The 14,065-nt window shown below is 63.4% G+C and carries 11 protein-coding genes; 2 read left to right on the forward strand and 9 right to left on the reverse strand.

Features of this window, described 5'->3' with window-relative positions; translation table 11 throughout:
* Positions 1-69 precede the first annotated feature (69 nt).
* Positions 70-1,962, forward strand: coding sequence for a bifunctional metallophosphatase/5'-nucleotidase (locus SINAR_RS0124300; RefSeq protein WP_028001494.1), 1,893 nt, complete (start codon positions 70-72; stop codon positions 1,960-1,962).
* Positions 1,963-2,085: 123 nt separating this feature from the next.
* Entirely contained in the window at positions 2,086-3,120 is a 1,035-nt protein-coding gene (gene hemH / locus SINAR_RS0124305) for a ferrochelatase (protein ID WP_028001495.1), read from the forward strand.
* Between the two features lie 63 nt (positions 3,121-3,183).
* On the opposite strand, the gene SINAR_RS0124310 is transcribed toward hemH, so the two are convergent.
* The 9 genes from SINAR_RS0124310 to SINAR_RS0124350 form a co-directional block, all read right to left on the reverse strand.
* Positions 3,184-4,200, reverse strand: a complete 1,017-nt coding sequence (locus SINAR_RS0124310) for a 2-dehydropantoate 2-reductase N-terminal domain-containing protein (protein ID WP_028001496.1) — start codon at positions 4,198-4,200, stop codon at positions 3,184-3,186.
* 12 nt (positions 4,201-4,212) lie between these two features.
* Positions 4,213-6,261, reverse strand: coding sequence for a bifunctional aldolase/short-chain dehydrogenase (locus SINAR_RS0124315; protein ID WP_028001497.1), 2,049 nt, complete (start codon positions 6,259-6,261; stop codon positions 4,213-4,215).
* 79 nt (positions 6,262-6,340) lie between these two features.
* A complete protein-coding gene (locus SINAR_RS0124320) occupies positions 6,341-7,405 on the reverse strand; it encodes an ABC transporter ATP-binding protein (protein WP_028001498.1) in 1,065 nt (354 codons plus the stop codon).
* A 61-nt stretch (positions 7,406-7,466) separates the two neighbouring features.
* Entirely contained in the window at positions 7,467-8,192 is a 726-nt protein-coding gene (locus tag SINAR_RS0124325) for an SDR family oxidoreductase (protein ID WP_033057552.1), read from the reverse strand.
* A gap of 68 nt (positions 8,193-8,260) precedes the next feature.
* On the reverse strand, positions 8,261-9,757 hold the full coding sequence (locus SINAR_RS0124330) for an ABC transporter substrate-binding protein (RefSeq protein WP_028001500.1): 1,497 nt from the start codon (positions 9,755-9,757) through the stop codon (positions 8,261-8,263).
* A 69-nt stretch (positions 9,758-9,826) separates the two neighbouring features.
* The gene (locus tag SINAR_RS0124335) at positions 9,827-10,708 is read right to left on the reverse strand and encodes a carbohydrate ABC transporter permease (protein WP_028001501.1); all 882 of its coding nucleotides are present in this window, start codon (positions 10,706-10,708) and stop codon (positions 9,827-9,829) included.
* Between the two features lies 1 nt (position 10,709).
* The gene (locus tag SINAR_RS0124340) at positions 10,710-11,597 is read right to left on the reverse strand and encodes a carbohydrate ABC transporter permease (protein ID WP_028001502.1); all 888 of its coding nucleotides are present in this window, start codon (positions 11,595-11,597) and stop codon (positions 10,710-10,712) included.
* Positions 11,598-11,698: 101 nt separating this feature from the next.
* The gene (gene glpD / locus SINAR_RS0124345; RefSeq protein WP_028001503.1) at positions 11,699-13,252 is read right to left on the reverse strand and encodes a glycerol-3-phosphate dehydrogenase; all 1,554 of its coding nucleotides are present in this window, start codon (positions 13,250-13,252) and stop codon (positions 11,699-11,701) included.
* Complete coding sequence (locus SINAR_RS0124350; RefSeq protein WP_028001504.1) at positions 13,249-14,061, reverse strand: HAD-IIB family hydrolase; 813 nt, start codon at positions 14,059-14,061, stop codon at positions 13,249-13,251. Before SINAR_RS0124350 ends, glpD begins: the two co-directional genes overlap by 4 nt.
* Positions 14,062-14,065: the final 4 nt, after the last annotated feature.

Below are 14,065 nucleotides of genomic sequence, written 5' to 3' on the forward strand. Positions count from 1 at the left end.
GGTGAAAACATCCGCTACGGCGCGGCGGGTCCTATCCGGAACTCGGCCGGCAGCACACAGGAGCAAACCATGATCAGACACATGCGGACCGGCCTCTTTGCCGCTTCCCTTCTCGCGCTCTCGTCGGGCGCAGCCTTCGCCGATTATGAATTGAACATCCTGCACATCAACGACCTGCATTCGCGCATCGAATCGATCAACAAGTTCGATTCGACCTGCTCGGCCGAGGAAGAGAGCAAGAACGAGTGCTTCGGCGGCGTCGCGCGCCTGAAGACGCTGATCGACCGGAAGCGCCAGGACCTCACGGGCAAGAACGTGCTTCTGCTCAACGCCGGCGACAATTTTCAGGGCTCGCTCTTCTTCACCACCTACAAGGGAACCGCCGAAGCGGAATTCCTCAATCTCATGAAGTTCGACGCAATGACCGTCGGCAACCACGAATTCGACGAAAGCGAGGACGGTCTCGCAAGCTTCCTCGACAAGATCACCTTCCCGGTCGTCACCGCCAATGTGCTGCCGAGTCACAAGTCGAAGATCGGCGACCGGATCAAGCCGTCGATCGTGCTCGATGTCGGCGGACAGAAGATCGGCATTGTCGGCGCGGTCGCCAACGATACGCCGGAATTGGCCTCGCCCGGCCCCGACATCCTCATCGGCGAGGACGTGGCGACGATCACCAGCGCCGTCGAGGAGCTGAAGAAGCAGGGCGTCAACAAGATCGTCGCGCTCACGCATGTCGGTTATCCGCGCGATCTCGCGGCAATCGCGAAGATTCCGGATGTAGACGTCGTGGTCGGCGGCCATTCGCACAGCCTGCTTTCCAACACCGACGAAAAGGCCGAGGGGCCCTATCCGACGATGGTCGATAATCCCGGCGGCTACAAGGTGCCTGTGGTACAGGCCGGCTCCTACAGCAAATATCTCGGCGAAATCGTGGTGACGTTCGACGACAGCGGGGTGGTCAAGGCCGCCAAGGGCGATCCCATCCTGGTCGATTCCTCCGTGAAGCCGGATGAGGCCGTCGTCGCCCGCGTCAACGAGCTCGCCAAGCCCATCGAAGAGCTGAGGTCGAAAGTGATTGCCAGGACCGAGGCGCCGATCGATGGTTCGCGCGAGACCTGCCGCGCCAGGGAGTGCGAGATGGGCAGCCTCGTGGCCGACGCGATGCTCGATCGCGTCAAGGGCCAGGGCGTGACCGTCGCCATCACCAACGGCGGCGGCTTGCGCGCTTCGATCGACGGCGGCGACGTGACAATGGGCGAAGTCATCACCGTCCTGCCCTTTCAGAACACGCTCTCCACCTTCCAGCTGAAGGGCGCCGATATCCGAACGGCACTGGAAAACGGCCTCAGTCAGATCGAGGAAGGCGGCGGGCGCTTCCCGCAGGTCGCGGGCCTCAAATATTCCTTCGATCGCTCGAAGCCCGCCGGCAGCCGCCTCGTCGACGTCGAGGTCAAAGAGGGTGACACCTTCGCAGCACTCGATCCGGAAAAGACCTACTCGCTCGTCAGCAACAACTTCATGCGCGGCGGCGGCGACGGTTACGCGGTTTTCAAGGAAAAAGGCGAGAACGCCTATGACTACGGTCCGGGCCTCGAAACCGTGCTTGCGGACTATCTTGCCGCCAACCAGCCGTTCAAGCCCTACACCGACGGCCGCATAGCGGAAGTGGCTGCCGCGCCGGAAGCGTCGCCGAGCGCTGCACCGGAGCCGGAAGCCGCCGCAAAGCCGGCCGAAGGCGAAACGGCCGTCCCAGCTCCCGAGCCTTCGGCCGAGGCTGCGGCCGCGGCCGCGGCCGAAGGTCCGCGCAAGCACGTCATCGTCCGAGGCGACACGCTGTGGGATCTCGCCCGGTCCTTCTACGGCAACGGCACTGAATGGAAGCGGATATCGGCCGCCAATGGCGATCCCGCGCCGCGGGCGCTCGAAATTGGTCGCGAGCTGGAGATTCCTGCCGAGTAAGACAATTTGCCTCGCCTCGGGCGCCGGCGCGGTCTTTCCCGCGCCGGCTTTTCTTTTTAGAAGGATTTGAAACTGTCGGCGCAGACACGATCTCAGAAACGCGCGCGCCTCGCGAGGACCGAAATGACAACCGCAAACGCCGAGCCGAACACCGAACATCCTGCCGTCACCTACGGAAAGCTCGCCGTACTCCTGGTAAATCTCGGCACGCCTGACGGTACCGACTTCACGTCCATGCGCCGCTATCTCAAGGAGTTCCTCAGCGACAGACGTGTGATCGAATGGTCGCGTCTCTTCTGGTATCCGATCCTTTACGGCATCGTGCTCAACACCCGGCCGCGCAAGGTCGGCAAGGCCTACGAGCTCATCTGGAACAAGGAGCTGAACGAAAGCTGGCTCAGAACCTACACGCGCAACCAGGCGGCACTGATGGCCGAGGCCTTTGGCGGTCAGCCGCAAGTCGTCGTCGACTGGGCGATGCGCTATGGCCAGCCCTCGATCGCCTCGCGCATCGAGGCGCTGCAGAAGGCCGGATGCGATCGGATTCTCGTTTTCCCGCTCTATCCGCAATATGCCGCCGCCACCACCGCCACCGTCAACGACAAGGCCTTCGAGGCCCTGCTCAAGATGCGCTGGCAGCCGGCGCTCAGAACCGTGCCGCCCTATCACGACGACCCGGTCTATATCGATGCCCTGGCCACCTCGATCACCAAGCATCTCGCGACGCTCGATTGGGAACCGGAGCTGGTGCTCGCTTCCTTCCACGGCATCCCGAAGAGTTATTTCGAAAAGGGCGACCCTTATTATTGCCAGTGTCAGAAGACCGCGCGGCTGCTCCGCGAAAAGCTGGGCTGGCCGAAAGAAAAGCTGCAGGTCACCTTCCAGTCGCGCTTCGGCCCCGAGGAGTGGCTGCAGCCTTATACGGACGCCACGGTGGAAAGGCTGGCCAGGGAAGGCGTGAAGCGGATCGCGGTCATCAATCCGGGCTTCGTATCCGACTGTCTGGAGACGCTCGAAGAGATTGCCGGCCAGGCGGCCGAGAGCTTCCACCATAACGGCGGCGAGAAATTCGCCCATATCCCCTGCCTGAACGACAGTCCCGAAGGCATGGCAGTCCTCAACCACGTGGTGCGTCGCGAACTGGAAGGCTGGCTCTAGCTAGAGCGGGATGAGGAAAACTGTGTGCGGTTTTCCGCCCGCATCCCTCCCGGCCGTCATGACCTAAATCCTGTCGAAGTCGAAGGCGAGCGTGCCGCCGTCCAGTATCGCGGTCGTGATTGCGCTTGCGAGGGGAAGAAGGGTGGCGGCATCGTCGATTTGCCGGAGCAGCGAGCCTACGATCCGTGCGGTGTCGATACCTTCGACCGTCTCGCCGCCGAGCTCGCCCGTCATCACCTCCGAAACGGTGCGGCCAAGGCCGAGGCCGTGGCCAAGCCGGCTGTTGCGCCCGCCGCCGACCGTCACATGCAGATCGCCGATCCCGGCGAGATCGAAGGCGGTGTTACGGCTGCCGCCGATCCGTTCGCAGAGCAGCGCCATTTCCTGCGCTGCCTGGTTGAAGGCCGCCGCCGCCGGGTTCTTGGACTGGCCATCGGCGCGCAGCCGGTCCGGATAGCGCGTCTGCATGGCGCTGACGCCGATTGCGAAGAAGTTCTTCAGCGCCGCGCAGGCCTCGACGCCGGTCACATCGACGCCCGGTGTAAGCCGATAATAGGGTGTCCGCATCAGGTCTGCCGCGAAAGCCGCGGCCGTCCGATCGTGACTGGCATAGATGCTGGACGTCGGGTAACGATTGGCCAGTTCGCGCGCGATGCACGGGCCGCCGATGCCGATGAAGGTTTCCATGTTGGCGATCTGCGCCGGCACCGTCTCGGCATAGGTGGCGATTCGTTCGCCCTCGCGGTCGAGGCCCTTCGTTACGAAGGCGACCGGTTTTTTCGTGCGTAGCAGGCGGTTCAGCCGATCAACCGCCCAGGCAATGCCGGGGCTGCTGACGCCGACGACGACGAGATCCGCCGCTTCGGCATGTTCCGGCCCGAGCTCTTCGTCGGCGAGGATCGTTACCGTTCCAGCAAGCTGCGCGTCGAGCTTCGGATGGATTCCGCGCGATTTCATTCGGGCAACCGGCACCGTATCGAGCGGCGTGCCGGCAAGCAGCACCGTGTGGCCGTTGTCGCTTGCCGGCACGGCCAGGGCAGTCCCCATCACACCGGCCCCGAGAATGAGGATCGTTGCCATCTTTTTGCTCCCTCAGCGCATCATCGCGGCGACGTTGCCGCCGTCGACGGTGACGACCGCTCCCGTGGAGGTGCGGGCCTTGGCGAGATGCACGAAGGCCGCTGCCACATCGGCGCCGGTCACTTCGCGGCGAAGCATATTGCCCCGCATATAGTCCTGCGGTGTCAGACCGCGGGCCCGCGAACGTTCCTCGACCATCTTGTCGGTCATCAGGCCGGTTCGGATACGGTCGGCATTGACGGCGTTCGAGGTGATGCCGGAACCGCCGTGTTCGATCGCATATTGCCGCATCAGCGCCATCAGTGCCGCCTTGGAGGTCCCATAGGGACCAAAGTCCGCGCCGGGATTCACCGCCTGTTTGGAGACGTTGAAGACCAGCGCGCCGCCCGTCTTCTGCTGTTCCATGACGCGTACTGCCGCGCGCGCCACATAATGATGGCTCCAGAAATTGAGATCGAACGCCCCTCGGAAGATCGCCTCGTCGACCTCGAGCAGCTTGCCTTGAAAGGCTGCGCCCGCATTCGAGATCAGGATATCGACGCCACCGTAATGCTGCGCGACTTTAGCGACCGCCGCATCGACTGCCGCCGGGCTGGTCACGTCGCAAAGCACAGGCAGCGCGCCGAGCTTCTTTGCGGCCGCATTCAAAGCGTCTTCGGAAATGTCGAAGAGTGCGAGTTCGGCACCTTCCGCTTTCAGTGCCTCGGCCACCGCAAGGCCGAGCCCGCTGGCCGCACCGGTAACGATTGCCACCTGCCGCGTCAAAGGCTTTTCCTGCACCTTTGTCAGCTTCGCCTGCTCGAGCGACCAGTATTCGATATCGAAGAGATCGGCCTCCGGGAGCGCCTCGAAAGTTTCGATGCCTTCCGCCTTGGTGACGACATCGATGGTCGCTTCCGCCACGTCGGCGCCGACCAGAGCGTTTTTTCGCGCCGCACCGGCTGCGAAAAGCCCGATGCCGGCGACATAGAAAACGCGCGGCTTCGGGTCGAGCATATGCTTGCCGCCCCCGGCGCGGGCATTGTTGCGCTCAAAATAGGCCCTGTAGTCGGCCTCATAGGCGGCGACCGCCTCCCTTGCCTTCTCCGCCCATGCGCCGAGCCTGCCCTTCTCCGGCGGGGGCAGTGCCACGCCGAAGCGCTTGATATGGATCACGTGCTCCGGCGTCGCATTGCCGCGGCGCACCAGGCTTTCGATATTTTCGGCATTGCAGAAGTCGAGTATCTTCTCGCTCCTACGGTGTTCGAGGATGAAGCGCTTCGGCGCGCCTTCGATACCGGTATCGATCGCCAGCGCCCCGCGCAGGATCGGCGCGACATCCGCGGCTGCGGCGAGGGCTCCGGAAACGGCGATGCCCTTGAATGGCCTCGCCCTGCCCTCCGAAAGGCGCCGCTCGGCCTTGTCGATTTTGGCGATCATGCCTTCATAGGCCTCGCGTGGGTCGTCCGACCAGGTAAAGATCCCGTGCTTCAGCAGGATCATCCCGTCGCCCTTCGGGTTTGCCTTGAAAGCGGCCTCGCAGGCTTTCGCCAGATCAAAGCCCGGCATCACATACGGAACAATGATCGATTCTGGAAAGAGCTCGCGGATCAGATCTTCGCCGTGCGGCTGATTGGTGAGCGAGACGATCGCGTTCGCATGGGTATGGTCGATGTGCTTGAAGGGCAGGATCGCATGCAGGATGGCCTCGACCGACGGGTTGGGCGCCCCCGGGTCGACAAGCAGGCGGCGTTGAAGCATCACCATGTCGTCGTCGGAGAGCGTCTCGAAATCGATCATGGCCTGCAGCGGCTGCAAGCGGACGGCCGGCAGCCCCTGCGGCTCGATGGTACCCATGTCCCATCCGCTGCCCTTGACGCAGAGCACGTCCACCTCGGTGCCGTCCATCTCTTTGAACGTGGTCTTGACCGAGGTGTTTCCGCCGCCGTGCAGCACCAGCTCCGGATCGGAGCCCAGCAGACGGGTCGTATAGGTGCGGACGGCAAGGTCGCGATTGACGCCTTTGGCGACATAGGCCTCGACGATCGAGGTGAGTTCGGAGTTCGACCAGCGCGATTTCATGGTAGTTCCTTTCCTTGCCGGCACCGCACGCAGCGGCCGGCTCGAGTCGATCAGCAGAGTGAAAGACGATCCGCAGCAGTCAGATGCGGATCTCGGTTTCGGCATCGAAAACGTGCACCTTGGAAGGTGGGATGGCGAAGCGGACCTCGGCGCCTTCCGTGAAACGCGCCGCCTTGTCGACAACGGCGACGAAGCTTCCATCGGGCCCCTGGCAGAACAGCTGAGCGTCGTGGCCGAGCCGCTCGGTGAGGATCGCCTTGGCTGCAAGCGAACCCCCGGCGTCGACAACCACATCGGTCGGACGCAGGCCAAGAACGACCCTGCGACCCGGCTTCAAGGCGGACGACGGCTCGACGGTCACCCGACCGGTCGCCGTATCGACGGCAGGAGCGCCATTGTCGGCGACCACAGTTCCGGGGAGAAAATTGATGGAAGAGGAACCGATGAAGTCGGCGACATATTTGCTGGCCGGCCGGTCGTAGACGTCGTCGGGAGAACCTATCTGCTCGATCTTCCCGGCGCGCATGACCACGATCTTGTCGGCCATGGTCATGGCCTCGATCTGGTCGTGGGTGACGTAGATCGTGGTGGTCTTCAGCCGGTTGTGCAACTGGCGGATCTCCGTGCGCATATGGGCGCGCAGCTTGGCATCGAGGTTGGACAGCGGCTCGTCGAACAGGAAGACCTCCGCCTCCCGCACCATGGCGCGGCCCATGGCGACGCGTTGTCGCTGACCGCCGGAAAGCTCCTTCGGGTATCGGTCCAGATAGGCGGTAAGGTTGAGCGTCGCGGCCGCCCATTCGACCCGACTTTTGATTTCAGCGGGCGGAACCTTCGCGACTTCCAGGCTGAAGGCGATGTTGTCATAGACCTTCATCGTCGGATAGAGCGCATAGTTCTGAAAGACCATGGCAATCGAGCGGTCGCGCGGATGCACGTCGTTGACGCGCTTGCCGCCGATCATGAGGTCGCCTTGGCTGACGGCTTCGAGGCCGGCCGTCATTCGGAGCAGGGTCGTCTTGCCGCAGCCAGATGGACCGAGCAGAACCACGAATTCGTGATCCTCTATCCGGAAGGAGATGTCGCGCATGATCGTGAAGGCGCCGAAGGACTTGCCTATACGTTGATATTCCACGGTCGCCATCGGTCGCTACTCCATTGTTCGTTTCAGGCCGTCCGTACCGGCGGCCGGCAGTTCCGCTGTCTCAGTATTTCTGCCGGGTTGGCGTGATGACGATTTCCTGGACGATCGCGCGTTGCGGCAGCCGATAGGCGTCGAGGATGAGGTCCGCGACGATGTCGGCCGAAATGCCGCCGCCGATCGCCGCTTTGTTTGCCTTGTAATTGGCAAGAGTCGTTTCGTCCTTCACGTGGTCCAGCACTTCCGTATCGATGATACCGGGAGAGACGACGACGACGCGCACATCGTGCGGTGCCAGATATTCGCGCAAGCTTTCCGAAACCGCGTGGACGAAGAACTTTGTGCCGCAATAGACCGTATGATCCGGATAGACCTTGCGTCCGGCGATCGAGCTCATCATCACCAGCGTTCCATGCTTCCGCCCGATCATGCCTGACAGCACCGCATGCACGCTGTTCATCACGCCCTTGGTATTGATGTCGATCATCTCGTCCCATTCTTCGGGTGCCTGGCGGGCGATGTCGCCGAGCCGCGCAATGCCGGCATTGGCAAACATCATATCGACCGGTCCGAACTTCGCCTCGGCTTCTCCGACGGCGTCGGCAAGTGCGGCACGGTCGCGCACATCGGCCTTCCTCAGCACGGCGTTCGGCAGGCCGAGCGCCTCGAGCCGGTCGAGCCTGCGGGCGATCAGCAGCAGCGGATGGCCGGCCCTGGAGAAGGCGCGCGCGACGGCCTCGCCGATGCCGGAGCTGGCGCCAGTGATCGCGATCAGCGGTCTGTCAGGCATGGTGGTCCCCCTCATTCCTCTTGTCCCGGTCGGAGGGGGATGCCCGTGCAGCCCCCTCCGTGTATGGGTCAGCCCTTCAGCACCGCTTCGACCTGAGAGGCGATGTCGTCCATCGCTTCCTTGGAGGAGCCGTAGCTGCCGGCGAAATACTTGCCGAGGCCGACGGGTATCGTGTCGCTCGATAGCTGCGCCCATTCCGGCAGATCCGGTTCCGAGCCCATGTACTTGTCGATCGTCTCGCGGACGACCGACAGGTGACGAGTCGTGCCGGCGCCGACGCGGGCATTGGCCTTGACGCGCGGGTCGTCATACACCGAGGCGCGGGTGGGGCCGGTGCCGCCGCCGAGTGTGGTGATGAGGGCCTGTGTGTCGGCGCAGGTCGCCCACTGCATGAAGATCCATGCCGCATCCGGGCTCTTCGAATATCTGGACACGGCCAGCGACGAGCCTCCCTGGTGCCCGGCGCCGGGAATTTCGCCATAGCCGCACTCCTCGGGCTTCCTGAGCGCGACGGGCTGCGGTGGAACGACTGCCTCGCAGAGACCGGACACCTTGGTCTGACTGGCATCGTCGAAATAGGGGAAGAACTCGCCCCAGGAGAGCATCGAAGCCGCCACGCCCTGAGCTATCGCCTGACCCTGCCCGTCCCACGTCCACTGGTCCACGCCCGGCGGCATGGCTTCCTTGAGCTTGGTATAGTAATCGAGAGCGACGATGCCCCGCTCGTCATTGCCGACGAATTTCTTCTCGGCATTGAAGATCGAGCCGCCATTTCCCCACAGCATGGACGTCCATTCGCATTCCAGCGCATAGTGGCCGGACTTCATCTGACCGGCATAGCCGTAGAGGTTCGGCCCCATCTCCTTGGTGATGGCGACCGAATTGTTCAGCAGGTCCTCGAACGTTGCCGGCGCCTTGAGGCCGAGCTTCTCGTAGATGTCCTTGCGGTAGATCATGATGAAGATCGGGATGTCGTAGGGCACACCCACCCAACGGTCCCCGTATTTGGCGATGCCGTCGACGAGCGCCGGCATGAAGTCGTCGATATTATAGTTCGGCATGGCGAGATCGGGCTTCTCCTGAAGCTGCTCGCGCGGATCGAAAACGTCTTCGCTGAAGGATGCCGACCAGCTCTGGTCGATGTAGTAGAGGTCGTAGGTGCCGAGCGACGAGGCAACGTCGAGCGTGAGCTTCTGTAGAACCTGTTCGAGAGGCAGCACCTCGATCTCGACCCTGATGCCGGTCGCTTCTTCGAAATACTTCTTCAGTTGGGAATTGATGGCATTCGACGGCGGGGTCGACTCCGTCGCGAGTTTCAGCGTCGTTCCAGCAAAGGGCTTGGCGACGTCCTTGAGCCAGGAGATCACTTCTGCGGATGGCTGAAGTTGTTCCTGGGCGAACGCTCTGCTTACCCCAAAGGGCCGGCTGCCGAACCCCATCCCGAGTGCGGTTGCGCCGAGGCCGAGAGTGCCGGCCGTGCGCAGGAAGCTGCGGCGGTCCATCTGGCCGCGGACGAAGCGGTCGGTCACGGATGCGAGATAAAACTTTCTGTCTCTCTCTTTCATTTCTCTCCTCCTCTATCGGCGCCGGAGGTGGCCCCGATCTCTCCTGTTGTCGGCGCGGGCGCCGCATTCTCACTGCTTCAGCGAGCCCATCGTCAGACCACGCACGAGATGGCGCTGAACGAGCAGGATCACGACGAAGGCGGGTACGATCGCCGCCGCCCCGAGGGCGGCCATATTGCCCCAGGCGGTTCCTATCGATGTCACGAAGGTCGACGACACGACCGGCACGGTCTTCAGCCCCGTCTGCGTCAAGGTCAGGACGAAGAGGAACTCCGTCCATGAGAAGATAAAGCAGAGCACGGCAGTAGCGGCGATGCCGCCCTTGGCCATCGGCAGCACGATGCGGCGGAAGATCGTCCAGCGCGACGCGCCGTCGAGCAACGCGCTCTCGTCGATTTCCGCAGGGATGTCGTCAAAGAAGCTCTTCAGGAGCAACACCGCCAGCGGCAGGTTCATGAGACCGTGCACCAGGATGACGCCTGTATAGGTATCGAGCAGGTTGAACTGCTTGAAGATGAAGAACATCGGGATCGCAACCGCAACGGGTGGCATCATACGCGTGGATAGCACCCAGTTGACGAATTCATGGCGGCCGCGGAAATGCATGCGCGACAGCGCATAAGAGGCAAGCGTCGCGACCACGATCGCCAGCACCGTCGAGAAAGTCGCGACCACGATGGAATCCCAAAGGCGGGGCCCCATGTAGAAGTTGCCGCCGCCTGGCGTCACGGTTTCCTGGCTTCCGAAGCCAAAGCCCAGCGAAATGCCGAAGACCTGTTCGAAGTTTCTCACGGTAGGCTGGAAGCCGAAGAAGATCGGCGGCCAGTTGAAGATGTCCTTGGCGTCGCGGAAGGCGACCGATGTCCAGAAATAGATCGGGAAAAAGAAGGCTCCGACGACGAGCCAGCCGGCGATGGTGCGCAGTGTGCGGACGAAAGCGCTCCGATGCATGTTACCACCTCACCTTCGCAACGCGGATGAACATGTTGGCCATGACCATTACGATGATCAGGCTCGTCAGGCTCAGCGTGGCGCCGTAGCCCCATTTCAGGAACGAGAAGGTTTGCTGCCAGGCATAGAGGCTGACCGTATAGGTCGCGGTGCCGGGTCCGCCCGAAGTCATGACGAAGACGTAGTCGAAGACGCGGAAGAGATCGATGCCGCGCAAGAGCACCGCCACAGCGATGACGCGCGACATCATCGGCAGCGTCAGCCGACGGAACATCTGCAAGGACGATGCGCCGTCGATCATCGCCGCCTCATAGGGTTCGGCCGGCAGCGAACGCAATCCGGCCAGGAAGATCAGCACCATGAACGGCGTCCATTGCCAGACTTCCGCGATCAGGACGCCGACCAGCGCCAGCGAGGACGTGGCAAGCATCGGGGTCGCCTTGTCGAGCAGGCCGACAAGGCCGAGCAGATAGGAGAGCGCCCCGAACTGCGAATCCTCCATCAGGAGAAACATCATGCCGGCAATGGCCGGCGGGATGACCAGCGTCATCGAAAGCACCGCGCGCAGCATCCCGAAACCCGGCAGTTCCGCGTCGAGGAGAAGCGCGATCGCCATGCCGAGGACGATCTCGATGGTCAGGGCCACGGCGAAATAGAGGAAGGTGACCCCAAGTGCGCCCCAGAAGCGGCTGTCGTTCCAGAGCTGAATCCAGTTGTCGACGCCGACGAACTTGAGCCCGCGGCTCTTCGGTACGAATTCGTGAAAGCTCAGCCAGACATTGTAGATGAACGGATAGATGGTGAAGACGACCAGCAGCGCGATCAGCGGCAGGAGCCACGGCCACGGCGAGTCCGAGATCGCGATGCGTTTCACCTGAGCAATGGACATTGCCTTCTCCTCCCACGGACGTCGCCATCGGCGGTCTCCCGCCCGTGGCCCGTCCCCTCCGACGGTTCCGCAACGGCGCGGAGAGCGCCGTCGTCTCCTCCTTATGCGCCCGCCGCCTTTTTCAGGACGGCGCGCGCGGTCGCGCCGGCGACGCGCCGCTCCTGCATGTAGCGGTCCAGCGCCTCGATCTCCTCGTTCGTCATCCGCAATCCGGACTTCGTGCGCCGCCAGACCGCATCGGCCGCGGTCAGCGCAAATTCGCGCTCCATCAGGAAGGCGATTTCCGCCTCGGTCATCGAGCCTCCGAAATCGCGGCCGAGATCGGCGCGATCGCGGGCCTTGCCGAGGATGTCGCGTGCCTCCAGCCCGTAATGGCGCACGAGGCGGCGCACCTCCCGTCCCGTAAGGTAGGGGTGCTCGGCGAGAATGGCTCTTGCGAGATCATCGGCCGTCCCGGCCGGAAAGGCGCCGCCCGGCAGCGGCTGCGTCGCCGTCCAGCCTCGCTGCCTGTTCCAGTCCGGAAAAATCGTGGCGAGCTTGTCCAGAGCATCGTCCGCGAGGCAGCGATAGGTGGTGATCTTGCCGCCGAAGACGGAGAGCATCGGCGCCTGCGCTCCCGGCCGGTCGAGCTGCAGAACGTAGTCGCGCGTCGTCTCCTGGGCGTTGGCAGCGCCGTCGTCGAACAGGGCGCGTACGCCGGAATAGGTCCAGACGAGGTCGGCTGCCGAAAGCTCCGTGCGGAAATAGGACGATGCTGCGGCAAGCAGATAGTCGACCTCCTCAGCCGAGGCCGCGACCGCCTCGGGAGCGTCCTGGTAGTCCCGGTCCGTCGTGCCTATCAGGGTGAAGTCCTCTTCGTAGGGAATGGCGAAGAAGATGCGGCCGTCCGGATTCTGGAAGATGTAGCAGCGATCGTGGTCGTAGAGTTTTCTGACGACGATATGGCTGCCCTGCACGAGGCGCACGCGGCCCCGCGTGCCGATGCCGGCGACATCGGACACGACCTTGTCGGCCCAGGGGCCTGCGGCGTTGATCAGGGCGCGGGCCATCGCCTCGCTCTTCAGACCGGTTTCGGCATCCTCGAACTCCAGCCGCCAAAGGTCGCCTTCGCGGCGAGCGGCGATGCAGCGGGTGCGTACCCTGATATCCGCGCCTCGCATCGCCGCGTCGCGCGCGCTAAGCACGACAAGCCGGTTGTCCTGCACCCAGCAATCGGAATACTCGAAACCTATCGCGGAGACGTCGCGCAACGGCTCGCCCGCGGGATCGCTTCTCAGCCGCAGCGTCTTCGTCCCCGGCAGAAGCTTGCGCCCCCCCAGATGATCGTAGAGGAACAGGGCGAGCCGCAGCAGCCAGGCGGGACGCAGCCCCCTGCGGTGCGGCAACACGAAGCGCAGCGGCCAGATGATATGCGGCGCGATCCTCCAGAGCTGTTCGCGCTCTTCAAGAGCGTGGCGCACCAGCCGAAACTCGTAGTGTTCGAGATAGCGCAGGCCGCCATGAATAAGCTTCGTCGAGGCCGATGAGGTGGCGGAGCCGAGATCGGACTGTTCGGCAAGCAGCACTTTCAGGCCGCGGCCGGCCGCATCGCGGGCCACGCCTGCGCCATTGATGCCGCCGCCGATAATGGCGATGTCGTAGACCGCGCCGCTCATGCCGCGTGCCTTCCCGAACGGGCGTCGAGGATGCGGTTGGCCACTTCGACGAAGCCGTGGCCGCCCTCGCGCGTGGCCACAAAGGCAGGCTCCGCATCGATGCGGCCCGTGAAGGCGAGAACGTTCGCGACGCCACAGGCATTGGGGAAGAAGCCGAACATCGGCGCGTCGTTCGGGCTGTCGCCCACGAAGACGATCCTGTCGCGCTCATCGTCGATGTCGACGCCGAGAATGTCGGCGGCGAAGCGGCGCGTCATGGTCAGCTTGTCATAGGCCCCGTACCAGCCGTTGACATGGATGGAGGAGACCTTGGCAACGGCGCCTTCTTCCTCGAAGATACGCTTGATCCGGTCGACCTCCGATGCCGGAAGCGCCGGCACATCCTCGCAGAAATCGATTGCGAGGTCGGCCTCGCGGTAGAGCTGATCGGCGGAGATCGCCGCTCCCTGCACCTCGGCGAGGATGCGGGCGCTCACCCGGTTTAGCTTCTCGCGGTTGGAGACGCGCTGGGCATCTGCGATGGCAAAGCTGCGGCGCATGCGGCGCTTCGTCCGGTCGTAGGCGAAATAAAATGCGCCGTTTTCGCCGACGACGCCCGCAACCGGCCACATGCGGGCGATCATGTCGCACCATCCCGCCGGCCGCCCGGTAATCGGGGCCACCCTGACCCCTCCTTCCGTCAGGCGCTCGATAGCGCCATAGGCTGCGGCCGGCAGCCGACCCTCATTGGTCAGCGTATCGTCGATGTCGGCGAAGAGCACCGTGACCTGAGCGGCGACATCGATCGGCATCTCGTCAACCGCGCGCATCGCT

Origin of the sequence: Sinorhizobium arboris LMG 14919 (assembly GCF_000427465.1) — a bacterium.
In the GTDB taxonomy this organism is placed as follows: Bacteria; Pseudomonadota; Alphaproteobacteria; order Rhizobiales; family Rhizobiaceae; genus Sinorhizobium; species Sinorhizobium arboris.